At 72.2% G+C, this 23446-nt stretch carries 20 protein-coding genes; 8 read left to right on the forward strand and 12 right to left on the reverse strand.

Annotation, left to right across the window (positions count from 1 at the left end):
• Window positions 1-77 precede the first annotated feature (77 nt).
• From ACFY5B_RS31950 to ACFY5B_RS31990, 9 genes are all read right to left on the reverse strand, one after another.
• Window positions 78-1229, reverse strand: coding sequence for a hypothetical protein (locus ACFY5B_RS31950; protein WP_389976193.1), 1152 nt, complete (start codon window positions 1227-1229; stop codon window positions 78-80).
• Entirely contained in the window at window positions 1229-2968 is a 1740-nt protein-coding gene (locus tag ACFY5B_RS31955; RefSeq protein ID WP_389976196.1) for a DUF3492 domain-containing protein, read from the reverse strand. Before ACFY5B_RS31955 ends, ACFY5B_RS31950 begins: the two co-directional genes overlap by 1 nt.
• A 295-nt stretch (window positions 2969-3263) precedes the next feature.
• Window positions 3264-4856 (reverse strand): dipeptide ABC transporter ATP-binding protein, encoded by a 1593-nt coding sequence (locus ACFY5B_RS31960; RefSeq protein ID WP_389976199.1) that lies wholly within the window; start codon window positions 4854-4856, stop codon window positions 3264-3266.
• On the reverse strand, window positions 4853-5851 hold the full coding sequence (locus ACFY5B_RS31965; RefSeq protein ID WP_389976201.1) for an ABC transporter permease: 999 nt from the start codon (window positions 5849-5851) through the stop codon (window positions 4853-4855). The genes ACFY5B_RS31960 and ACFY5B_RS31965 overlap by 4 nt, the downstream gene beginning before the upstream one ends.
• The gene (locus ACFY5B_RS31970) at window positions 5848-6858 is read right to left on the reverse strand and encodes an ABC transporter permease (RefSeq protein ID WP_389976203.1); all 1011 of its coding nucleotides are present in this window, start codon (window positions 6856-6858) and stop codon (window positions 5848-5850) included. The genes ACFY5B_RS31965 and ACFY5B_RS31970 overlap by 4 nt, the downstream gene beginning before the upstream one ends.
• A gap of 4 nt (window positions 6859-6862) precedes the next feature.
• Window positions 6863-8581, reverse strand: a complete 1719-nt coding sequence (locus ACFY5B_RS31975; protein ID WP_389976206.1) for an ABC transporter substrate-binding protein — start codon at window positions 8579-8581, stop codon at window positions 6863-6865.
• A gap of 170 nt (window positions 8582-8751) precedes the next feature.
• A complete protein-coding gene (locus ACFY5B_RS31980) occupies window positions 8752-8844 on the reverse strand; it encodes an Ms4533A family Cys-rich leader peptide (protein WP_311774658.1) in 93 nt (30 codons plus the stop codon).
• A 68-nt stretch (window positions 8845-8912) separates the two neighbouring features.
• Window positions 8913-10502, reverse strand: a complete 1590-nt coding sequence (locus tag ACFY5B_RS31985) for a DUF3152 domain-containing protein (protein ID WP_389976209.1) — start codon at window positions 10500-10502, stop codon at window positions 8913-8915.
• 8 nt (window positions 10503-10510) lie between these two features.
• Entirely contained in the window at window positions 10511-11593 is a 1083-nt protein-coding gene (locus ACFY5B_RS31990; RefSeq protein ID WP_389976212.1) for an alpha/beta fold hydrolase, read from the reverse strand.
• A gap of 254 nt (window positions 11594-11847) precedes the next feature.
• On the opposite strand from ACFY5B_RS31990, the gene ACFY5B_RS31995 reads away from it, so the two are divergent.
• From ACFY5B_RS31995 to ACFY5B_RS32010, 4 genes are all read left to right on the forward strand, one after another.
• Window positions 11848-12072 (forward strand): hypothetical protein, encoded by a 225-nt coding sequence (locus ACFY5B_RS31995; RefSeq protein WP_389976215.1) that lies wholly within the window; start codon window positions 11848-11850, stop codon window positions 12070-12072.
• Window positions 12073-12296: 224 nt separating this feature from the next.
• Window positions 12297-12944 (forward strand): TetR/AcrR family transcriptional regulator, encoded by a 648-nt coding sequence (locus tag ACFY5B_RS32000; protein ID WP_053671654.1) that lies wholly within the window; start codon window positions 12297-12299, stop codon window positions 12942-12944.
• Window positions 12945-13080: 136 nt separating this feature from the next.
• Window positions 13081-13308, forward strand: a complete 228-nt coding sequence (locus ACFY5B_RS32005) for a DUF3107 domain-containing protein (RefSeq protein WP_030854792.1) — start codon at window positions 13081-13083, stop codon at window positions 13306-13308.
• Window positions 13309-13609: 301 nt separating this feature from the next.
• On the forward strand, window positions 13610-13879 hold the full coding sequence (locus tag ACFY5B_RS32010) for a hypothetical protein (protein ID WP_389976219.1): 270 nt from the start codon (window positions 13610-13612) through the stop codon (window positions 13877-13879).
• A gap of 146 nt (window positions 13880-14025) precedes the next feature.
• Here ACFY5B_RS32010 and ACFY5B_RS32015 read toward each other — a convergent pair whose 3' ends face one another.
• Entirely contained in the window at window positions 14026-14775 is a 750-nt protein-coding gene (locus tag ACFY5B_RS32015; RefSeq protein WP_389976222.1) for a ferritin-like fold-containing protein, read from the reverse strand.
• A gap of 475 nt (window positions 14776-15250) precedes the next feature.
• Between ACFY5B_RS32015 and ACFY5B_RS32020 the strand changes: the two genes are divergently transcribed.
• Both ACFY5B_RS32020 and ACFY5B_RS32025 read left to right on the forward strand, forming a co-directional pair.
• Window positions 15251-17998, forward strand: coding sequence for a DEAD/DEAH box helicase (locus ACFY5B_RS32020; RefSeq protein WP_389976225.1), 2748 nt, complete (start codon window positions 15251-15253; stop codon window positions 17996-17998).
• 304 nt (window positions 17999-18302) lie between these two features.
• Window positions 18303-19202, forward strand: a complete 900-nt coding sequence (locus tag ACFY5B_RS32025; protein ID WP_389976228.1) for an alpha/beta fold hydrolase — start codon at window positions 18303-18305, stop codon at window positions 19200-19202.
• Here ACFY5B_RS32025 and ACFY5B_RS32030 read toward each other — a convergent pair.
• A complete protein-coding gene (locus tag ACFY5B_RS32030) occupies window positions 19199-20092 on the reverse strand; it encodes an NYN domain-containing protein (protein ID WP_389976231.1) in 894 nt (297 codons plus the stop codon). The genes ACFY5B_RS32025 and ACFY5B_RS32030 overlap by 4 nt on opposite strands.
• Before the next feature lie 229 nt (window positions 20093-20321).
• Here ACFY5B_RS32030 and ACFY5B_RS32035 point away from each other — a divergent pair, with 229 nt between their 5' ends.
• Both ACFY5B_RS32035 and ACFY5B_RS32040 read left to right on the forward strand, forming a co-directional pair.
• The gene (locus ACFY5B_RS32035; protein ID WP_003992775.1) at window positions 20322-20474 is read left to right on the forward strand and encodes a hypothetical protein; all 153 of its coding nucleotides are present in this window, start codon (window positions 20322-20324) and stop codon (window positions 20472-20474) included.
• Window positions 20475-20606: 132 nt separating this feature from the next.
• Window positions 20607-22712, forward strand: coding sequence for a trypsin-like serine peptidase (locus tag ACFY5B_RS32040; RefSeq protein WP_389976234.1), 2106 nt, complete (start codon window positions 20607-20609; stop codon window positions 22710-22712).
• Window positions 22713-22721: 9 nt separating this feature from the next.
• On the opposite strand, the gene ACFY5B_RS32045 is transcribed toward ACFY5B_RS32040, so the two are convergent.
• Window positions 22722-23327 (reverse strand): MarC family protein, encoded by a 606-nt coding sequence (locus ACFY5B_RS32045; protein ID WP_344458645.1) that lies wholly within the window; start codon window positions 23325-23327, stop codon window positions 22722-22724.
• Between the last annotated feature and the right edge of the window lie 119 nt (window positions 23328-23446).

The raw sequence follows: 23446 nt of genomic DNA on the forward strand, positions 1-23446 counted from the left end.
GAAGGACGGAAGAAAGGGAAAGGAGGGGATGGGACGGGGCGAATGCCGCCCGCGGCCGCAGGCGGTGTCGGCGGCGGTCACCGCGCGGGCTCCGACGGTGCGTGGGCCGAGGCCCGGGTGAGCTTGCGGGTCGTGTGGACCAGCAGGGCCAGGGCCGCCGCTCCGCAGGCGAGGGTGGGGACGCTGCCTGCGCCCCAGGTGGTGACGAGGGTTTCGACGGGGGTGGCCAGGAAGCCGAGCCCGGGGAGGCGGGAGGCGAAGACCGTGGCGAGGGCGACCGCCTCTGCCGTGGCCGTCGCGGTGAGGACCACGGCGGGGGCATAGGTGAAGCCGTGCGTGGTGAGGAGGCGGGCCAGGAACAGGAGCGCCCCCAGGGCGAGGGCCTGAGCGGAGGCCCCTGGCTCGCCGAGGACTGCCCCGCAGAGGGCGAGAAGGGCTGCCAGGGCACCCAGGAACAGGGCGAACGCGCCGAGCAGGAGGGGGCGTACGGCGGCGGTGAAGTCCTCCAGGCCGCGGCTGGAGGCGAGTTTGCGGCGGGCGCGCACGGTGAGGAGGTGTGCGATCCAGGCGGCGGGTGCGCAGGCCAGGGCGAGAGCCAGGACGGGGGCGGCGGTGAGGGGCCAGGGGCCGTTGGGGGTGCCGGTGGGCGGGGTGTCGGGGCCTCCGGCGAGGGCGTTGCGGAGCAGGCCGTTGCCCAGGAGGGCGTAGAGGACGAGCCACAGGGTCCACGGGGTGGTCCTGCCGGCGCCTGTGCCGGGTCGCGGCCCGGGCCGGTCTCTGTCGGTCCTGCTCAAGGGCCCTCGGCGCAGGGCCGCGCGGAGTCCCAGGGCCACGGCGAGGGCGCCCGCCGCGGCCGCGAACAGACGCGGTTGCCCATGGGTGAGGTGCACGGCGGTCACGGCTGCGGTGCACAGCGCACCGGGCAGGAGGGTCAGAAGGACCCAGTCGGCGCGCACCCGGGGAGGGGCGGGCGGGGCGGGCAGGGGTGTGTCACTGTCCCGTGAGACCCGCGCGTACATCTCCTCGGCGAGGGAGAAGACGTCCCGGTGGCGGAAGCGGGCGGCGGTCCGGTCGGTGATGCCGTGCGCCTCCAGTCCCGCGGCGATCTCCAGGGGGTCCACCGCGCGCTCACAGAGTTCACGGTGACGGTGCATCAGCGCCTTGACCGGGTCGGCAGCGCCCCGACGCGAGGTGCTTCCCGGACGGTCCAGTTCGCCCAAGTCACTCATCACGCACTCTCCGGGGCGGGGGCGGGCGTGGTCGCCCGGACGGGTCTGCCCGCCGGCCGGTCGGGGCCGCTGCGGGCGGCGGTGAGGCGGGGTGATGCGGCGGTCCAGCGGACGGGTACGTGGGCCTCGGCGGGCACCGCGAACGGCAGTGGTGCCCCCGCTCCGTCGAGGAGGACACGGCGAACGGGCGCGTGCGAGACGATCTCCAGGTAAATGCCGTGAAATGCCTCGATGCTCTGCTCGACCGTGAACAGTTCGAGGGCGCGGGCGCGAGCGGCGGCGCCCAGGCGCGCACGGCGCTGGGGGTCGCGCAGCAGCGCCACGCACGCGTCGGCGAGCGCCCGCGGATTGCGCGGCGGTACGACGAGCCCCGTGCCGCCGATGACCTCCACGACCGCGCCGACGTCCGTCGACACCGTCGCGCGCCCGCAGAGCATGGCCTCCACGAGGCCGACGGGGAAGCCCTCGACCACGCTGGACAGCACGGTCACGGCACCCGAGGCGTGGGCGTCGGCGACGGACGGGAGTTCGGGGCCGCCGATCTCCTCGAAGGACACAGGATTGTCGCCGTCGGCGTGCGGACCCTCGGCCTCGTCGGGGAAGAGCTGGGCGGCCAGCGTCCTGCAGTGGCCGAGGTAGGCCGCGCCCTCGGGGCCGGCGGGAGCACCCACGACGCGCAGCCGCGTCCTCGGCTCCTGCTTGCGCACCTCCGCGACGGCGTGCAGCAGCGAGACCAGGTCCTTGGCGGGCTCGACGCGGCCGACCCAGACGAGCGTGTCCGGGTCCGCGCAGTCCGGGGACTCGCCCACCTCGGCGAAGGGCCGGGCCTCCATGCCGGGGTAGACCGTGCGGAGCTTCTGGCGGTCGGCACCGCAGCGCTCCTGCCAGCGGCGAGTGTGGGTATTGCCGGCGGTGACGACCTCGGCCCGACCGTAGGCCTCTGCCGCGAGCCGCCCCTGGAAGGCCGCCAGCAGGGAGCGTACGGCGGGCGGGGCGTCCGGGGCGGTGAGGTAGTGCGTCCGCAGGCGCACGCCGTATTCGGTCACCATCAGGGGCACGCCGGTGAAGTGCCGGGCCAGCAGGCCGGGCAGGACCGCCGTCCCGCCGGACGCGGCGTGACAGAGGTCGACCGCGCCGAGCCCGTCGTCCTCGTACCAGTCGAGAGAGAGGGGGCGCAGGGCGCGTTCGAGATGCGCGGTGACGGTGAGCAGATCCGGTACGCGCGCCTCGCGTGCCGCGCGATGGGCGCCGGGCGCACGACAGGCGCGTTCCAGGGTGCGTACGGCGGCCTCCGACCGGAGTGCTCCCGCCAGTCCGCCCTCCTCGCGGGCGAGTTCGGCGAGCCCGTACAGGGCGTTGGCGAAACGGTCCGCCTCAAGGGTCGGCGCACTCCCGGAGAGCCCGGCAGAGTTTGGGACGCCCCCGGCGGCAGGGGAGGCTCCCCCAGGCCCCCCGCACAGCACGGCGGCCAGTTCTCCGAAGTGCTCGGTGAACCGCCGGCGTGCGCGGCGCCCGAGCACCACCTCGTCGTCCTCGGCCGTCCACAGGGGCGTCGTGCGCACCCGGCGGACATTCGGTGACAGCGGGACCCAGCCCTCGTCCTCCTGGTGCTCGCTGCGACTGAGCGCGTAGACGTCGAACTCGTGCTGGGCGAGCCCGCGCACCAGCCGGTCGCACCAGAGCCTGGCGTCACCGCTCACATACGGGTAGCCACCCTCGGTAAGCAGTCCGATGCGCACGTGTGCACCCCCGATCTCCCGTGTGAGGAGCCGCCGTTGCCCGGCGGCTCGCAGCGGGACGAACGTATGCGGACAAGGTGGTGGTGCGACGGACGGTTGTCCGTCGCACCACCAAAAGGGGTGAACGGTCGTAACTTTCCCGTGCGGGTCGCGTTCTGTCGCGCTAGGAGATCAAGCGGACACAGATCGTCATGCCGCGGCCGACTTCCGACGCTGATCGCGACGGCATGCCGCGGCAACTCCCGAAGCCGATCGCGGCGTCATACCGCGGCAACTCCCGAAGCAGATCCCGGCGTCACGCCGCGGCCAGCTCGCGTCGCTGCGCCCTGCGTCGCGCGGCGGCCTGCGGATCGAGCGCCGGTACGGCGGCCAGCAGCTGCCTGGTGTAGGGGTCGCGCGGCGACTCGTACACCTCCCCGACGAGCCCTTCCTCGACGATCCTGCCGCCCCGCATCACCGCGACCCGGTCGCTGACCTGGCGGACGACGGCCAGGTCGTGCGCGACGAAGACCAGCGCGAGCCCCAGTTCACGCTGCAGCTCCGCCAGCAGGTCGACCACATGGGCCTGGGTGGTGACGTCGAGGGCCGAGACCGGCTCGTCGCAGACGATGACCCGTGGGTCGGCCGCGAGGGCCCGGGCGATGCCGACCCGCTGGCGCTGCCCGCCGCTGAACTCATGGGGGTAGCGGTCGTAATGCGCCGCTTCGAGCCCCACGCGCTCCAGCAGTTCGCCCACGCGCTCCCGGATGCGCCCCTCCTGCCGCTCACCTCGTGCGCGCAGCGGGTCGGCGATGGACTCGCCCACGCTGCGGCGGGGGTTGAGGGAGGAGACCGGGTCCTGGAAGACCATCTGCACGGCCGGGTTCACCCCGGTGTGCGGACGGCCCTCGAAGGTCAGCGATCCCGTCGTCGGCTCCAGCAACCCGACGAGCATGCGCCCGAGGGTCGTCTTGCCGCTGCCGCTCTCGCCGACGATCCCGAGGGTCTCGCCGCGGCGCAGAACCAGCGACACGTCGTCCACGGCCGTGAACGCCCGCTTTCCGCGCCCGAAATCACGCCTGAGGCCGGTCGCCTCCAGAACGACCTCCGCAGGGTCCGTCGCGGCCTTCCGCGGCGCGTCCAGCCGGGGGACCGCGGCCAGCAGCTCCCGGGTGTACGGCTGGGCCGGTGCGCCCAGCACGTCGCCGACCGGGCCGTGTTCGACCGCCCGGCCGTGCCGCATCACCAGCACCTCGTCGACGCTCTCGGCGGCGACGCCGACGTCGTGCGTGACGAGCAGCAGGCTCATGCCGGTCTCCTCACGCAGCGTGTGCAGCAGGTCGAGGACCTGGGCCTGGACCGTCACGTCGAGGGCGGTCGTCGGCTCGTCGGCGATCAGCAGCCGGGGTTCGCACGAGAGCGCCATGGCGATCAGGGCGCGCTGGCGCATGCCACCGCTGAACTCGTGCGGCCGCGACCGGGACCGTCGGGCGGCGTCCGGGATGCCCACCCGGTCGAGGACCTCCACGGCACGCGCGCGTGCCGCCCGCCGGGACACGCGCGCGTGCACGCGGTACACCTCGGCGATCTGGTCGCCGATCGCGTAGTACGGGTCGAGGGAGGACAGCGGATCCTGGAACACCATGGCGGCCCGTCCGCCGCGCAGCCGCCGCAGTTCCTCGTCGGAGGCGCGCAGCACGTCGGTGCCGGCCACCTCGACCGTGCCCTCCACCCGCGCGCCGGTGCCGCGGTGCAGGCCGAGCAGCGCGGATGCCACCGTCGACTTGCCGGAGCCGGACTCGCCGACCAGGGCGAGGGCGGCGCCCTCATCCAGGCTGAAGGAGAGGCCGTCGACGGCACGCAGCGCGCCGAACTCCACGCGCAGGCCCGTCACGTCGACCAGGCTCATGTCAGCACCACCCGTCGGTCGGCCACCGCGTACAGGACGTCCGCGACGGCGTTGGCGAGGACCACGAAGAATCCGATGACCAGGACCATGCCGACCACGACCGGCAGGTCGACGACGTTGACCGCATGGACGAGTTCCTGGCCGATGCCGGGCAGGCCGAACAGCGTCTCGGTGAGCACCGCGCCGCCGATCGCCGACCCGACGTTGTTGGCGTTCAGCGCGATGACCGGGGCGAACGCACCGCGCAGTGCGTGCCGCCCGACGATCGACCGTTCGCCGACGCCGTACGCGCGGAAGGTGCGGATGTGGTCCTCGGCCAGCGTCTCCAGCATCGAGGCCCGGGTCAGCCGGGCGAACGAAGCGGCCTCGATGAGGGCGAGCGACAACCAGGGCAGCAGCAGGTTCCACGCCCACTGTTCGGGGTCGTCGCCGAGCGCCACGTACTGCGGGAAGGGCAGCAGTTGCAGTTCCCCGCAGACGACGATCATCAGGACCAGGCCGATGACGAAGACCGGGGTGGCCGTGCCGGCGAGGGTGATGCCGGTCAGCACCCGCTCGGAGAACCGGCCGCGCCGCCAGGCGGAGAGCACACCGGTGCCCACGCCGAGGACCAGCCAGATGACCATCGCCCCGCCCACCAGGGACAGACTGACCGGGAGCTTGGCCAGGATCAGCTGCGTGACCTGCTGGTCGCTCTGGTACGACAGGCCGAGGCAGGGTGCGGAGCAGTGCTGCACGGACGTACCCGTCGAGTAGTCCTGGCCGGCGACGAGGCTCTGCAGGAAATGCCCGTACCGCACGAACAACGGGTCGTCGAGGTCGAGTTGCCGGGCCACCTGGTGCACCTGTTCCGGTGAGCAGCGCGGACCGCAGGTGATCTGGGCGACGTTGCCGGGGGTGGCGTAGAAGACGACGTAGACGATCACCGAGATGACGAACAGGGTGACGGCGGCGCCGACCGCGCGGCGCAGGACGAAGCCGGTGAGGCCGTTCATGCCGTGCCTCCCTCGTCCGCCTTCGACTCCCGCCTGCGTCCCGTCCCGACGCGCAGCCGGGAGGCCGCGCGCGGGTCGAGGGCGGTGCGCACGCCGTCGCCGAGGACCGTGAGGGCGAGCACCGTGACGAACAGGGCGCCCGCGGGCAGCAGCAGGTACTGCGGGGCGGCCTGGTACCAGACGTCGGCGCTGGTGAGCATCTGCCCCCAGGAGGGCGTCGGCGGCTTCACCCCCACGCCGAGGAAGGACAGCGCGGCCTCGACGGTGATGTTCATCGGGACGAGCAGCGCGGCGTACGTGATGACGGGCGCGGCGATCCCGGGCAGGAGTTCGCGGCGGGCGATGCTCCAGGTGCCCCAGCCGCTGAGCCGGGCCGCGGCGACGTGGTCGAGTTCCTTGAGGGTGAGCGTCTGCGCCCGCACGATCCGGGCGATGTTGCCCCAGCTGATCAGGCCGATGACGAGCGCGACGAGCACGGGCCGCGGGAAGCTCGCCGGGACGATCGCGAGCAGCGCCAGCGACATGATCATGAGCGGCATGGCGACGACGACGTCCGTGAACCGGCTCAACAGTTGATCAACCCATCGCTTCCCGAGTGCGGCCGCCACGCCCAGGGTGATCCCGAGGGCCACCTGTACGACCGTCGCCGCCAGGGCGACGCCCAGGGACACGCGTGCGCCGTACACCAGCCGCGCGAACAGGTCCCGCCCGGTCTGCGGTTCGACGCCGAGCCAGTGGTCGGCGCTCGCTCCGCCGAGGGGCCCGATGGGCACGCCGCCGCGCGCGGAGTCCACCAGGGAGGGGTGGTAGGTGGTCGGGTCCTGGCCTTCCAGGGCGGCGAGCAGCGGCGCGGCGAGCGCGACCAGGCCGAGCAGCGCGACGACTCCGGCCGCGACGAGGGCGGCGTGCTGCGTTCGCAGCCGCCGCCAGAACTGACGGGCCCCCGAGGCGGCCGGGACGGTGGTGTCCGTCCCGGCCGCCTCTGTGGCGAGAAGTGCCTCACTCACGGCGTCACTTCACCGCGACCTGGGAGATGTCCAGCACGCCGGTCCAGTCGCTGATCACGACGTTCTTGACGTCCTTGCCGACCAGTCGCTTGTAGACGGGGTGGAACAGCGGCACGGTCAGGGCCTTCTCGCCGATCTTCTTGTCCAGTGCACCCCACCTCTTGGCGGCCTGGTCAAGATCCGTCAACTTGTTGATCGCGTCAATCTCGGCATTGACCGACTTGTCGTTCAGCAGGCCCGTGTTGAAGTTGGCGCCGTCCTTGACGATCTGCCGGCCGTCGAAGATCGGGGCGAGGAACGGACCGCCGGAGGGCCAGTCGGCGCCCCAATGGGCGAGGAAGAAGCCGGGCTCGGACTTCACGTCGTGGATCTTGTCGGAGTAGTCGTTCTCCTCCAGTCCCTGCAGCTTGACCGTGATGCCGGCCTTCTTGAGCGCGTCCTGGATGGCGGTCGCGATCTCGGGGCTGGTCTCGAAGTCCTTGGCGTTGGAGTGCGTCAGCGTGACGGTGAGGCCGTTCGCGTGACCGGCCTGCTTCAGCAGTTCCCTGGCCTTGGCCGGGTCGCCGGCCTTGCCCGCCGGGAAGAGGTCGTACGGCGTGTAGCCGAAGGACTTCTGGTTCGGCAGGAAGGTGGTGGCGGGCTCGGCCAGCGCGGACCCGCCCGCGGCGTTCACCACCGACGACCGGTCGATCGCGTACGAGATGGCCTGCCGCACCTTGGGGTCGTCGAACGGCTTGACGGTCGGGTTGAACGCGACGTAGTTGGTGTAGCCGAAGTGCCCGGTGCCGACACGGGAGGCGAGGTCCTTGTCGCCGGTGACCTTGGCCAGTTCGGCCGGGCCGAGGTTGGTGTCCGTGGTGACCGCGGCGGCATCCGCCCCTTGGGACGCGGACAGCCGCTGGTTGATCACGGAGGAGTCGAGCCCGGACCGCACGTCGATCCTGTCCGGGTAGGCCTTGCGTTCGGCGTCGGTCGCGGCGGACCAGTGCGGGTTGCGCTCCAGGGTCAGCCGCTCACCGTCGTTCTCGTTCCGCACGACCTTGTACGGCCCGGAGGAGACCGGGTGCTCCTCGTACTCGGTGCCCGTGTCCTTGCTCTTCGGGACGGGCGTGAACTGCGTCTGCGTGGCCAGATACGGGAATTCGCCCTCGGGCTTGTTCAGGTGGAAGACGATGGTCCGCTCGTCCGGCGTCTCGATCGCGTCGAGGCCCTTCTTGTCCTTGTACGGGCCCTGGTAGTCGGCCGCGCCGACCAGCCAGTCCCGAAGGTAGGGGGCGCCGCCGGACAGCTCGGGGGCGAAGGAGCGCTCGATGCCGTACTTGATGTCGGCCGAGGTGATCGGGGTGCCGTCCTCGTACTTCAGGCCCTTCTTCAGGGTGTACGTCCACACGGTCGCGCCCTTGCTGGGACGCCCGGTGTCGGTGGCGAGGTCGGGGACGACCTTCGCGCCGGCGGCGCCGTTCTCTCGGTTGCGGGTGGTGAGCGTACGGAAGACCAGGGACGGGACGTTGCCGCCGCCGGAGGTGTAGAGGCGGGCCGGGTCGAAGTCCTGCTGCGGGGTGGCGTTCAGCACGGTGAGCGTGCCGCCCTTGTGAGGCGTGGAGTCACCGCCGGCGCCCTTGGCATCGTTGTCCTTCGGCCCGCAGGCGGCGGCACCCGCTGCCAGGACCAGGCTGACGGATGCCGCGGCCACGCGGCGCGCTGTGACGGACGGTTGGCGCATCGGAATGACGACCTCTCGGAAAGGAGTCCCGGGATCACGAGTTCTCGTATCGCGAGACGAAAAGACGAAGGGTGAGACGAAAGAAGACAGACGTCTGCCCGGCGCCGAGCCGTCGGGAAAACCGTGACCGGGTCACGGGGAGAGTGAGCGACGCGCGCCGGGGGCGGGCGTCAGCAACAGTGGATGTCGGCCACGCAGAGCGGGGTCACGCCGATGAGCGCCAGCTCGATGGCTGCGCGAACGGAGACGTGACGGGGCGACATGCCCAGAAATATGAACGAACTTTCAGAGCATGTCAACGCGAGCCGCGCCACACCGCCTGCGACGCCGGTCAACTCCCGGGGTAGGGCCAGGGGTTGGCACGGCAGTGGATGCCGTCGTGGTCGAGGAACTTGGTCTGCTGCTGCATGACCGGGGCCAGGTCCCCGTCCTTGTCGCAGGTGACGTGGTTGTGGCCGAGGCGGTGGCCGACCTCGTGGTTGATCAGCATCTGCCGGTAGGCGTGGATCTTGCTGTCGCCGTAGGTCTCCGAGCCCTGCGCCCACCGGTAGGCGTTGATCATCACGCGCTCGGTCGCTGCCGAGTCGCAGGAGACGTTGTCCACGGTGGTGTCCAGGCCCGACTTGGCACACCAGTCGGCGGTCGTGCCGGGGCTGGCCAGGGTGATCACGAAGTCGGGCTTGCCGGAGTAGATGCGCTCGAAGGAGCGCGCGCCGTTTTGGGCCCAGCTGCGCTGGTCGTTGAGCGTCTTCTGCACGGCCTCGGCGAACAGCGCGCCGTCGAGGCCGAGGCCCTGCTCCACGTCCACGCGGTAGGTGTACTTCTGCCCGGCACCCGGCGCCTCGGCGATGCCGGGGACCGCGTCGAACCTCCCGGAGCCCTTGAAGGTGGCGCCGAGCGGATACGTCCTGCTCATCTTCTCGTCGTACGTCAGCAGCTTGGCCTGGGGGGCGGGCGCCCGGCCGTCCGCGCGGGACGCGGGGTCCCGGACGTCACGGGCCTGATCGGTGGCGGACTGCGACTGCACGCCGGCGGCGCCGTGCTCATCGGCGACCTGACCGGCGACGATGACGGCCAGCACGGTCGTCACGGCCGCGGCCGCGATGCCGGTGAAGGCCCGGCCCTTGCCGCCCCTGCCCGGCGCGGGCGTGCCCGTGGGCCCCGCGTCGTCATCACCGGACCCGGAGTCGGCAGGGCTGCCGACGTTCCAGTCCGCGACGGAGGCGTAGGCGTCCGCGGCGTGCGCGGAGGCGGGCGTACGGGGCGCGAAAACGTCGTCCTCCTCGTCGACGAAGGCATCGATGTAGTCCTGCCGCGGCCCGGGCACGGAGGCCCGGCGCTGCCGCGGTATGGGTACGCCTACACCGGCGGTCCCCCCGCCGGCCCCCCTCGACTCACCCCAGCCGCCTCCGGCTTCCCGCTGCTCGGGATGCCCACCGCGAACTCGCGGGAAGCCGTGGGCGGGGGTGCCGTGGGCGGGGGTGCCGTCGTGCAACCGGGGAACATCCCCCGCCGGAGTCCCGTCGCCCCGCCTCGGAACGCCACGTGAGGGTGCGCCCTCGGCAAGGCGGGGCACTCCCCGTACGGGCGTGCCGTCCGGCAGTCGTGGCACGCCCTGGGCCGGCGTGCCCTCGGGGTGCCAGCCGTCGGGCAGGCGTGGCATGCCGTGCGGCGGGGTGCCGTGCGGCGGCGTTCCGTCCGTCGGCGCGGGCCTCGGCCCCGGCACCCTGCGCGAGCCCTGCGACGGCCCGCCGCCCTGCGGTGCGCCGGGCGGCGCGGTCCTGGCTCCGCGGGCGGGTTCCGGCGCCTTGCCCTGGCCCGGCCTCTGACCCTGCGCTGCACCGGTCCGGCCGTCTCGCGCTGCGGTCGTGTCCGCGCCGTCGTCCTTGACGACCGGTCCGCGGCGGCTGTGGCGTCCCACGTCGCGCCTCAGCCCCCCATGCTCTCGTCGGTGCCCACTTCGTCGACGGCGGCGCCGTCGGCATCCGGCTTATCGGCCCGCTCGGCCCGCTCGGCCCGCTCGGCCCGCTCGGCCCGCTCGGCCCGCTGCGTGCCCAACTCGCCCGCTTCTTCGAGCAGTTCCCGAAAGGCCATGGCCACGGTCTCCGGGTACTCCATCATCGCCACATGGCCCGCATCGGGCAACGTCACCATCCGGGAGCCCCGAAAGGCCCGGGCCGCCTTCTGGGCCATGCGGAAGCCGACGAGCTGGTCGCGGCCGCCGTAGACGAGCAGGGTCGGCGCGAGGACCCGTTCCGCCTGGCGCCACAGCCCCTGCTGGCCACCCAGTGTGTAGGCGTTGACGATCCCGCGCGCGGAACGCGCCATCGCGTCCCAGAAGTACGGCAGCCGCAGCCGCCGCTCCATCTCCTGGACGGCGTTGCTGAATCCTTCCGGCGTCACCCGCCCGGGGTCCCCGTAGCACAGCGCCATCACGCCACGGACCCGCTGCTCCGCCGTCCATTCCCGGGTGAGCCGGGTGAAGAGCAGGGCGACACCGGGCACCGCCAGCAGCCCCGTGGGCACGGCGGTGCGCTGCACTCGGATTTCCGGCAGAGCGGGCGACACGAGCGTCAGCGTACGGACCAAATCGGGTCGAACCGCGGCGACACGGGTGGCGATGGCGCCGCCGAGCGAGTTCCCGAACAGGTGCACGGGGCCGCGCCCGGAGGCCTCGAGGTAACGGATGACCGCGCGCGCGTGCCCCGTGACGGAATAGTTGCCGTCGTCCGGTGGCGGGGAGTCGCCGAAGCCGGGCAGGTCGAGGGCCTCGCCGTCGACGGACTCGTCCAGCAGGGCCATCAGCGCCGACCAGTTCTGCGAGGAACCGCCGAGCCCGTGCACGAAGAGGGCGGGAGGCAGCCCTTCGCGCGCCGGAGGCCTCGACCGCATCGTGAGCGTGACGCCGGGCAGCTCGACCGACCTCAGCCGCTCACCCTCCGCGACCCGGACGGTCCCCACCTTGGGCAGCACATTGGCGGGCGGCACGAACGGCAGCTCGGTCGAAGACATGCGGCAATGTTACGAGACGATCACGCAGTGACTCATGTGTTCGCCTGTGTTCGCCGTCACAGGAATCGGCCAGTTGAGAAAGCGGAAGAGCAGGCACCCGGACAAGAGGGGCGGCAGTCGGCGGAAGCAGCACTGCGTCACGTCCCGGACGCGGATCGCATAGCGTCCGGATCGGGTGTCTCCTAGGCTCGTACAGAGGGCACCCGCGTGTGGCCCCTGCATTCCCAGGGACGTTCGTAGGAAGGGAGCCCACCATGGCCGTAGACCCCACCGACCCGGAGACGTTCGAGGCCGAGGATGCGCCGGAGGCGCAGGAGTTCGACGTCGAGGCGCCCGAGGTCGACGCGGTCGAGCAGCAGGCGGACATCGCGCCGGACCGCGACGACCCGCTGACCGGCGTCGACCCGGACCGCGCCAACGAGGCGGACCTGGTGGAGCAGGCCCGCATCGTCTCGCTCGACGAAGACGATTACCGGTGACGCTCGCCTACCGGTAACGCTCGCCGCCGACGGGCGACGAACCGCTCCACAGAACAGGAAAGAGGCAGCCTTTTGCCCGCTCTGACCCTGTTTAAAACCCTCGCAACCGCTTTCGCATCCGTCCGGTCCGTGAAATTCTGCGCTCTCACCGCGCACACCGGGGTTACCGAAAAGTACGATGGCGACGCGGCCAGATCCGCACGTGGACGACTATGGGAGGCGGCGTGACAGCCATCGAGCAGACAGAGGCGGTTCGCCCGCGGGGCACACGCCTGCCACGCCGTGCCCGACGCAACCAGCTCCTGGGTGCCGCCCAGGAGGTCTTCGTGGCCCAGGGCTACCACGCGGCCGCGATGGACGACATCGCGGAGCGTGCCGGCGTCAGCAAGCCGGTGCTCTACCAGCACTTCCCGGGCAAGCTCGACCTCTACCTCGCGCTGCTGGACCAGCACTGCGAGTCGCTCATCCAGTCCGTACGGAACGCGCTGGCGTCGACGACCGACAACAAGCAGCGCGTCCGGGCGACGATGGACGCCTACTTCGCCTACGTCGAGGACGACGGCGGCGCCTTCCGCCTGGTCTTCGAGTCGGACCTGACGAACGAACCCGCCGTACGCGAGCGCGTCGACAAGGTCACGAACGAGTGCGCGGAGGCGATCTGCGACGTCATCGCCGAGGACACCGGCCTTTCGCGTGCGGAGTCGATGCTGCTGGCCTCGGGCCTGGGCGGCCTCGCCCAGGTGGTGGCGCGGTCCTGGCTGCACAGCGACCGCAGCGTGCCCCGGGACCAGGCCGTGCAGCTGCTCACCTCCCTGGCATGGCGCGGTATCGCGGGCTTCCCGCTGCACGGCATGGACCAGCCGCAGCACTGAGGGGCGCCTTTGTTCCCGCCCGATGTTCGCTCGTGGCGTTCTCGGGCGGAGCATGTACGTCCCCTCACCGGGCTAATGTGTGCTGCGTACGGCGCGGAAGGTCGCGCACATCACTGACCGTCGGAGGGACAAAGCCGTGGAGGTCAAGATCGGCGTGCAGCACGCGCCCCGCGAGATCGTTCTGGAGAGCGGTCAGACTGCCGAGGAGGTCGAGCGCGTGGTCGCCGAGGCACTGGCCGGGAAGTCGCAGCTGCTGAGCCTCGTGGACGAGCACGGCCGCAAGCTCCTCGTCCCGGCCGACCGTCTCGCCTACGTCGAGATCGGTGAGCCGGCCCCGCGCAAGGTGGGCTTCGGCGCGCTGTAGGCGCACGCGTGGAGCGGGGCGGGACGGCTTCGGCCGACCCGCCCCCTTTGCATTACTGCCGACCCGCCCCGTTTGCGTTACCGCCGACCCGCCCCGTTTGCATCACCGCCGACCCGCCCCGTTTGCGTCGCCCTCTCTCGGACACCCCTCTCGCGTAGCCCTCGGCTTGCCCTTGCGGCGCACCGGTTCCTCCACGGATGGCACACAAGTCGCCCACAGGGGTGGATTGGATTCCGCAGGTCAGGGGTAAGACGGGCTACGACCGATTTGGGCAGGCCGGCCGTGTGGGAGGGACCCCGACATGCTCCTGGAAGCGCTGAGTTCCGCGATTCTCGGCCTGGCTCTGGCGTGGGCGGCCACACACCGCCTGCCGCACCGTCTCCCGGCCCGCTCCCTGGTGCTGTCGACCGGAGTCGCCGGCGCCCTCTTCGGGGCGTTCGTCATGCACAGCGCACTGGAGGCCGGACATGTACTGCTCGTCCTGCTGGGCGCGGTGATCGTCTCGGTGGCCTCACTGTCACTGCTGCTGCGCCCCGCGGGAAGACTGCGCCGCCGATCGGCGACCGCGTGACGGGCCGCCGATGGTGGCGCTGGTGAGGACGCGGATCGGCCGAAGGGCGGCTGGGCCCCCTCCGGCCGGATCATCCCGGCGTCGCGGGGCCCGGATCGGCTGAGAGGCGCAACGCCCCACAGCCGGCCCGCTTCGGACGGCGGGTCCTAGGCGGCCAGCCCCAGGGCGGCCATCCGCTTGGTGTGGGCCTCGGTGATCCGGGAGAACATCTTGCCGACCTCCGCGAGGTCGAAGCCGTCCGCGACACCGCCCACCAGCATGGTCGACAGCGCGTCCCGGTCGGCGACCACCCGCTGGGACTGCGACAGGGCCTCACCCATCAGCCGCCGTGCCCACAGCGCGAGCCGCCCGCCCACGCGCGGGTCGGCTTCGATCGCGGCCCGCACCTTCTCCACCGCGAAGCCGCCGTGCCCCGTGTCGTCGAGCACGGCCAGCACCAGGTCGCGGGAGTCGGAGTCCAGCCGGGCGGCGACCTCCCGGTAGAAGTCGCTGGCGATGGAGTCGCCGACGTAGGCCTTGACGAGGCCCTCCAGCCAGTCCGAGGGGGCCGTCTGCTTGTGGAACCCGTCGTATGCGGCGACGAACGGCTCCATCGCGCTCGTCGGCTCCTCCCCGATCTCCGCGAGCCGGTCGCGCAGCCTCTCGAAGTGGTGGAACTCCGCCGACGCCATCTTCGCCAGCTCCGCCTTGTCCGCCAGTGTCGGCGCCAGTTTGGCGTCCTCCGCGAGCCGCTCGAACGCCGCCAGCTCCCCGTAGGCGAGCGCACCGAGCAGATCCACGACCGCGGCGCGGTACTGCGGGTCGGCGGAGGCCGTCGCCCAGTCCCGGGCGGCGACTGAGGTGGGTTCGGCGGCGGCGGTGTCCGAGGCGTTCTCAGGCTTGTCAGAGCTCGTCATGAAGCGCACAATAACCCGCTTGCCGGGAGGCGTAAGGCCCTGGTCAATCACTGTGACGACGACTACGTGACCGAATCGGCCATCGCATGTGCGCGATTCCGGGGTATGGTGGTAATGCGCCTGCTGGTACGTCGACGTACCTCGACAGGCCGCACGTATGAGGATGCCCGGTCGGTGGCCCGATCGGCTCCGACCCGACAGCCCTCCCCGGCCGTCCGCCACAGTGCGTACGAGACCCGGAGGGGGACACCCTCAGCGGCACGAGCGCTAGAGCGTCGGCGCGGTCCCGTGCTCTACGGCCCGCCCGTAGGCAGCCGACGTCCCCGGCACGGTTGACACGACCCCCGCGCTCGCCTCGCGCCGCCCACACAGAAGAGGCAGCACCCTGACTACGTTCCGAGAGCTCGGAATTCTCCCCGAGACCGCCGAAGCCCTTGAGGCCGTCGGCATCATCACCCCCTTCCCCATCCAGGAGATGACGCTCCCCGTGGCCCTGTCGGGCAAGGACGTCATCGGCCAGGCCAAGACCGGCACCGGCAAGACGCTGGGCTTCGGCCTCCCGCTGCTCGAGCGCGTCACCGTCCCCGCCGACGTCGAGGCCGGACGCGCCGAGCCCGAGGACCTCACCGACGCCCCGCAGGCGCTCATCGTCGTCCCCACGCGCGAGCTGTGCACGCAGGTCACCAACGACCTGCTGACCGCCGGCAAGGCACGCAACGTGCGCGTCCTCGCCATCTACGGCGGCCGGGCCTACGAGCCCCAGGTCGAGGCCCTGAAGAAGGGCGTCGACGTGGTCGTCGGCACCCCGGGCCGGCTCCTGGACCTCGCCGGGCAGAAGAAGCTGAACCTGAAGCACGTCAAGTGCCTGGTGCTCGACGAGGCCGACGAGATGCTCGACCTGGGCTTCCTGCCCGACGTCGAGAAGATCATCAACATGCTGCCGGTGCGGCGCCAGACCATGCTGTTCTCGGCCACCATGCCCGGCGCGGTCATCGGTCTCGCACGCCGCTACATGTCGCAGCCCACGCACATCAGCGCCACCTCCCCGGACGACGCGGGCGCGACGGTCGCCAACACGAAGCAGTTCATCTACCGCGCGCACAACATGGACAAGCCCGAGATGGTCGCGCGCATCCTCCAGGCCGAGGGCCGGGGGCTGGTCATGGTGTTCTGCCGCACCAAGCGCACCGCGGCCGATCTGGCCGACCAGCTCAAGCAGCGGGGCTTCGCCTCCGGCGCGGTCCACGGCGACCTCGGCCAGGGCGCCCGCGAGCAGGCGCTGCGCGCCTTCCGCAACGGCAAGGTGGACGTGCTCGTCTGCACCGACGTCGCCGCCCGCGGCATCGACGTCGAGGGCGTCACGCACGTCATCAACTACCAGTCGCCGGAAGAGGAGAAGACGTACCTGCACCGCATCGGCCGTACCGGCCGTGCGGGTGCGAAGGGTACGGCGATCACGCTCGTCGACTGGGACGACATCCCCCGCTGGCAGCTGATCAACAAGGCGCTGGACCTGGGCTTCAACGACCCGCCGGAGACGTACTCCACTTCTCCGCACCTGTACACGGACCTCGGCATCCCCGAGGGGACGAAGGGCATCCTGCCGCGCTCGGAGCGCACGCGCGCCGGGCTGGACGCGGAGGAGCTGGAGGACCTGGGCGAGCCGGGCGGCCGCAAGCCGCGCGGACGCGACGGACGCGACGGGCGAGGTGGCCGAGGTGACCGGGACGAGTCCCGCTCGGCCGACCGTGAGCGGTCGTCGCGTACGCCGCGTCGCCGCCGCCGTACCCGTGGCGGGGCCACGGTGGACGGGGCTCCCGAGTCCGTCGGCACCACCGCGCCGGGCACCACCGCGCCGGGCACCACCGTCACCGACGGCGCCGCCGAGGCGGACGCCGTGACGGCTCCGCGCACCCCGCGCCGCCGTCGCCGTACCCGCGGCGGGGCCCAGTCCCAGCCCTCTCCGGCCGCGGCGGTCGAGACCGCCGCGTCCGAGCAGGCGGAGAGCGCCGTCGCGACGGCGGAGGGCACGACCACGGACGCCCCTGAGGCGGCCGCGAAGCCGCGCCGGCGCCGTACGCGCCGTTCGGAGGCGTCGGCGGTGGAGACCGAGACCGCGGTGACGCCGGTCGCGGAGCCGGCGGTCACGGAGTCGGCGGTCGTCGCCGAGGCTCCGGTTGCCGCGGATGCCGCACAGCCCGGGGCCGCCGCCAAGCCGCGCCGTCGCACCCGCAAGACCACGGCGGCGTCCGCGGCCGAGTCGGCGCTCGACACGGCCGAGGGGACCACCGAGTCCACGCCTCAGGCGGCGGCGGAGACCAAGCCGCGCCGCGCACGGAAGACGGCCGCGACGGCGGAGGCGAGCGTCGACGCGGTGGAGGGGTCCACCGAGTCCGCTCCGGAGCCGACCGAAGCGAAGCCGCGCCGCGCCCGCAAGACGGCCGTGAAGGCCGAGGCGAGTGTCGACACGGCCGAGGGGACCGAGGCGAAGCCGCGCCGCACCCGCAAGACGGCCGCTGCGGCGCCGGGCGCGGAGGGCGCCGTCGAGGCGGCCGAGGCCAAGCCCAGGCGTACGCGCAAGGCGGCGGCTGCGGCCGAAGCCGCCGTCGACACGGCGGAGGCCGCCGAGGCCAAGCCGCGCCGCCGCACCCGCAAGACCGCCGAGACCGCGGCCGAGGCCGCGGCCCCGGCCGAGGTTTCCGAGGTCGCGGAGACCAAGCCGCGTCGCACCCGCAAGGCCGCCGCTCCGGCGGAGGAAGCCGTCGACACGGCCGAGGGCGCGGAGGCCAAGCCGCGCCGCCGGACCCGCAAGGCCGCCGAGACGGCCCCGGCCGTCGCCGAGATCCCGGCCCAGACGACCCAGGAGCCGGAGGCCGCCGTGGCCAAGCCGCGCCGGACACGCAAGACGGCTGCCGCGACGCCGGACGCGGAGGCCGTCGAGGCCAAGCCGCGCCGTACGCGCAAGGCGGCCGCAGCGGCCGAGGTCGCGGTCGACACGGCCGAGGGTACGGAGGCCAAGCCGCGCCGCCGCACCCGCAAGGCCGCCGAGCCGGCCGAGATCCCCGCCCAGGCGGATCAGGAGCCCGAGGCCGCCAAGCCGCGCCGCACGCGCAAGACGGCCGCGGCCGCCACGGCTGCCGCTGCCGAGGACGCGACGGAGCCGAAGCCCAGGGCGCGCCGCACCCGCAAGGCCACGGCCGCCGCGGAGCCCACGGAGGGCTGACACGTCCCTCTGCGACGGCCCGGCCCCTGTCACAGGGGGGCCGGGCCGTCGGCGTTCACCCAGGAAACGAGTCCGACCCCACCCCCAGACCCACCACCCCACGCGCCCACAAGGCCAGACACACCCCAACAGCCCGCCCCCAGCAGGGAACCCGGCCCTCGGCATTCCCCCAGCAACGAGTCCGACCCCACCCCCAAACGCCTCACAAAGGCCAGAACGCCACCACAACAGCCCCCCGGCAGGGAACCGGGTCGGCCACGTTCGTCCGGGTCGCGCGGTCGGCCGCACCCGCTACCCTCGCCCCGTGACCAGCCACCCCGCCTTCCCTCCGCCCCCGGGCGCCCGCGCCTACCCCCTGCGCACCTCACGCGGCGAGTTCGCCGTCGTCGACTCGTCGCCGAAGCCGGGTGCGGAGGTCAGGGGAGTCGCGCTGATGCTGCCCGGGTTCACCGGGAGCAAGGAGGACTTTAGGCTGCTCCACGAGCCGCTCGCGGAGCGGGGGTACCGGGTCGTCGCCGTGGACGGTCGGGGGCAGCACGAGTCGGACGGGCCCCTGCACGACGAGACGGCCTACGCCCAGCGGGAACTGGCGCGGGACGTGCTCGCGCAGGCCGAGGCGCTGGGCGGACCCGTGCACCTCGTGGGTCACTCGCTCGGCGGGCAGATCGCCCGTGCGGCCGTGCTGCTCGACCACTCCCCCTTCGTGTCGTTCACCCTGGTCTCGTCCGGCCCGGCGGAGATCTCCGTCTCCCAGCAGCAGCGCGTGAAGCTGCTCCGGGACGCGCTCGCCGTGCTGTCGATGGCACAGGTGTGGGAGGCCATCCAGGCCATGGGGCCGCCGGAGGAGGTCGGCGGGCCCGCCCGGGGCCTCGGTGACCAGGACCAGTTGCGCCGCCGCTGGCTGGGCCACAGCCCTGCCCAACTGCTCGCGACCGGCCGTCAGTTGTGCACCGAGCCGGACCGCGTGGCCGAACTCGCCACGGTGCCCCTGCCGTTCCACGTGCTGTCGGGCGCGCACGACGACACCTGGCCGGTGGCGATCCTCGACGACATGGCCCTGCGGCTGGACGCGCAACGCACGGTCATCACGGGAGCCGAGCACTCGCCCAACGCCGACCGGCCCTTGCCGACGGCCCACGCCCTCGCGGACTTCTGGGACGGCCTCGGACAGGGCCGGTTGCCCGCGGCTCCCGGGACCGCCTAGTACTGCGTCCGCAGGTGCTCCCAGAAGCCGTCCCGCAGCGCCCGCCGCAGGTCCGCCTGGCCGCGCAGCGAGTACTGCAGGAGGTTCTCCGCCTCCACGAGCAGGTCCTGGTCGACCGAGCCCGGCAGGTACGGGTGCCCGGGCAGCAGCTCCACCAGTGTGTCCCGGCCGCGTGCCGCCAGCCATTTCGCCGCGATCTGCGCACCCACGAACCGCACGTTCTCACGGGTGGGCCGTTCCGCCGTCGTCTCGTGGGCGGGGGCGGTGCGGCGGGAGACGTAGGGCTTGAAGAAGTCGAGGTCGAGGGTGCGCTGGCTGTCGACCTCCCACAGCAGGGGCTCCGCCTGGTTGCGGCCCTCCGGCGCCTCGATGCCCCAGAGGTGCACCCGGGCGCCGTACCCCTGGGCCGCCTCCACCGCGGAGACGAGGTCCTCGTCGCCGCCGAGCAGGGCCGCGTCGCTGATGGCCCGGTGCCGTGCGAGGGACTCCAGGTCGGAGCGGATGAGTGAGTCGACGCCCTTCTGCTGGTTGTTGGCGTTGAGGTTGCCGAGCCGCACCTTGACGTCCGGCAGTTCCGCGATGATCTGCTGTTCGGCCGTGTGGATGCGGCGCCGGGCGCCGTCGTACCAGTAGACCCGCAGCAGCCGGCTGTCCGCGAAGATCGTGCGGGCCTTGTCGATGAGCGCGTCGATCAGGCCTTCGGCGTCCACGTCGAAGGCGCGGCGGTCCTCCGTGCCGGCGACGAGGCGGCCGGCGGCGGCGTAGAGATACCCGGCATCGACGAAGATCGCGTGGGTGGAGGGCGTCTTCGCCACCTCGGCGAGCATGCGCTGGAGCAGCTCGTTGGTGCGGTCGATGCGGGCGCTGAGGGCCGCGAGGTCGTCGTTCATCGCCTCCATTGTCCCGGCGGTCACGCTGCGAACACAACCGGTCCCGGTCGGTCCCGTAACGACACTCTTACGACTCAGTAATTAGATGTTCGAAAAATTTCCTTAGCGTAGGGAATGTTTGAACCATGCAGCCCTGTTGACCCATATGGAACACCGAGCGCCGCAGCCTGGTGGGCCACTCACTCAAGTAGTTCTCCTCAGGAGGATGACCAGACGAAGGGAGAAGCCCTTGCGCTTCGAAATCATGCGACTCGACGACGTCGACGGCACACCTGTGGACTCGACCGTTGTGGACGCCGCCTCCGTCAACCGCATCGTTCAGCAGGCCGCCGCCATCGGGCAGCGCCTGTGGATCCGCCCGGCCGAGACCACGGCCTCATAACGCGCGCAGATCTCCCACGCTTCGGAGCCCCCGCCCGGCATCAGCCGTGCGGGGGCTCCGCTGTTGCGGGCCTCCCTGGTCGGGGGCGTACTGGCTGAGGGGGCCGTGCGAACCAGAACAGGACGGTGGGACATGTCGGTGACGGACCGGGCGCACAAGGAACTGCACCAGCAGGCCGCCGCCGAGGCCGCGCGGCGCTACGAGGACTCCACCCCGGAGCGCGAGCGGGTCGAGGGCCGGCTGGCGGCCGGGGTTCGCTTCCCGGACTCCCCCGACGCGCTGGCCGTCCGCGCCGACCGGATCCTCGACCGGGGCGGCCTGTCGCCTTCGGCGGTGGTGGCCGACATCCACCGCGAGGCCATGGACCTGCCCGACGCGAACGAGCGGATCATCGACCTGTCCAACGAGCTGCAGGCCTGGAGCTTCCTGCCGCGCGGGGTCAGGGCCGGGGCCACGGTCGCCCGGATCATCCGGCGGCGCGACGGCCGCGAGCTGCCGCACGGCACCGGCTTCCTGGTCTCGCCGCGGCTGCTGATGACCAACCACCACGTCCTGCCCGACGAGAGCTTCGCCCGGACCTGCTTCGCGGAGTTCAACGCCCAGGTCACGGCGGACAACCTGCCCGACACCGTCGTCCGGATGGAGCTCGATCCGCAGACGTTCTTCGCCGCGGACCGGCGGCTCGACTTCGCCCTCGTGGCGCTGGCGCCCACCGTGGACGGCCCCACGCCGGGCGAGATCTTCGGCTGGAACCGGCTGAGCGTGCAGACCGGCAAGCTGGTGCTCGGCGAGAAGGTGAACATCATCGGCCATCCCTCGGGGCGGCTGAAGGAGATCGCGTTGCGTGACAACGCGGTGCTGGTCCGCCTCGACGACTTCGTGCACTACACGACCGACACCGAGCCGGGGAACTCCGGTTCCCCCGTCTTCAACGACCAGTGGGAGGTCGTGGCGCTGCACCACAGCGGCGTGCCGAAGAAGGACGACCAGGGCCGGGTCCTGCGCAAGGACGGCCGGCCCTGGCAGCAGGGCGACGGCGACGACGCCATCGAGTGGGTCGCCAACGAGGGCGTCCGGATCAGCTCGATCCTCAAGCACCTGGCCGGGCTGGACCTCGACCCGGGGCGGCGCGCCCTGCTGGCCGAGATGGGCCCGGACGCGGGCCTGGACCAGGCCATGACCACCGCACCGGCCGTCCCCGCAGCGGCCCCCGGGTCCCAGCCCGAGCGGACGAGCGCGGTACCGGGCGTCACCACCCCACCGGTCCCCGGGGCCCGGGCGACGGTCCCCATGACCGAGAACGGGACCGGGATCCTGCGGCCCAGGGTGGGGCTCCGGGCCCGCAGCACGGCCTTCGGCGGCCGCCAGCACCTGGTCTTCCTGCACGGCCGGGACCAGCAGGAGAAGTACCCCGACGAACTCCGCCTGTCCTGGACGGCCGGTCTGAACCGCGGACTCACCCTCGCGTCCCTGCCCACGCTCGACCCGGAGGACGTGTGGTTCCCGTTCTACGGCACGAGACTGCACGACCTCGTGAGCGGCAGGGAGAGCACGGCGGAGCCCATCGGCCTCGACCGGGTGAGCGCCGCCGCCGCAGCCGAGGTGTTCGCGGCGGAGTCACCCACGGGCTCCTACGAGCGGCTGCTCTACGAGGCGGCCGCCCGGGCAGGCATGCCTCAGAACGGGCCGGCGGCCACGGAAGGGTTCGGTTCGGGCCTGGCCGGGGCGTTGCACCGGCCGCTGAGCTGGCTGGCCGCCAGGTCCGACCTGGACGAGTGGACCATCGCCACGTTCCTGCGGGACGTCGACCTGTACCTCGGTGACGGTGCCGTGCGGCAGGCGGTGCTGGACAGCGTGATGGAGACGATGCCGACCGGCGGCGAGCTGGTGCTGGTCACGCACAGCCTGGGCACGGTCGTGGGCATGGACCTCCTGACCCGGCTCCCGGACGGCCTCGACCCCGTCCTGCTGGTCACCGCGGGCAGCCCGCTCGGCCTGGACGGCGTCAACGAGCGGCTCCTCGCTCACGGCCCGCACCAGCCGCCCAGGGTGCGTGACTGGGTGAACGTCTGGTGCCCCACCGACGCGGTGGCCATCGGCTGCCCCTTGGAGGACGAACGGTGGGGGAAGCTCACCCAGCTGGCCGTCTCCAACGGCCGCGATCGCGCCCACAAGATCGAGGAGTACCTCGGCCACCCCAAGGCGGCCCGGGAGATCCGCGGCGTCCTGCGGACCTGACGGGGACCGTCAGCTCCCCTGGATCACCTGTGTGACGCCGTTGATGATCTGCTGCACCGCGATCGCGGAGAGCATCATGCCGGCCAGGCGGGTCACCAGGACCACACCGCCGTCCTTGATGATCCGGATGATCACCAGCGAGTAGCGCATCACCAGCCACAGCACGACGTGGATGGCGAGGATGGCCGCCCACACGGACACCTGCGTGGCCACGCTGTGCGCCTTCTGCACGGCGAGGATGACCGACACGATCGCCCCGGGGCCGGCCAGCAGCGGCATGCCCAGCGGCACCAGGGCGACGTTGACGTCCTTGGTCTGCTTCGGCTCGTCGGTCTTGCCGGTGAGCAGGTCCAGCGCGATCAGGAGAAGCAGCAGGCCGCCCGCGATCATCAGCGCGGGCACGGACACGTGCAGGTAGTCGAGGATCTGGTGGCCGAGCAGCCCGAACACGGTGATCACGCCACCGGCGACGCAGACGGCCTGGAAGGCCATCCGCTTCTGCACCTTGCCGGGCCGGCCCGCGGTGAGGGCGAGGAAGATCGGTGTGATCCCCGGGGGATCCATGATGACGAAGAGGGTCAGGAACAGGGAGCCGAAGACGGCGAGGTCGAACATGAGCGTGATGGCCTTGCGGTAAGGGTGGAGCGGCGGACACGGCGTACCGAGACCGCTGTGGGCAGGCGTTCCGTCGGGATCCCCAGGCCCTAGAGGCACTGGGGAAGGAACGGGTGGGC

The organism is Streptomyces sp. NPDC013187 (genome assembly GCF_042899705.1).
Taxonomy (GTDB): Bacteria; Actinomycetota; Actinomycetes; order Streptomycetales; family Streptomycetaceae; genus Streptomyces; species Streptomyces hawaiiensis_A.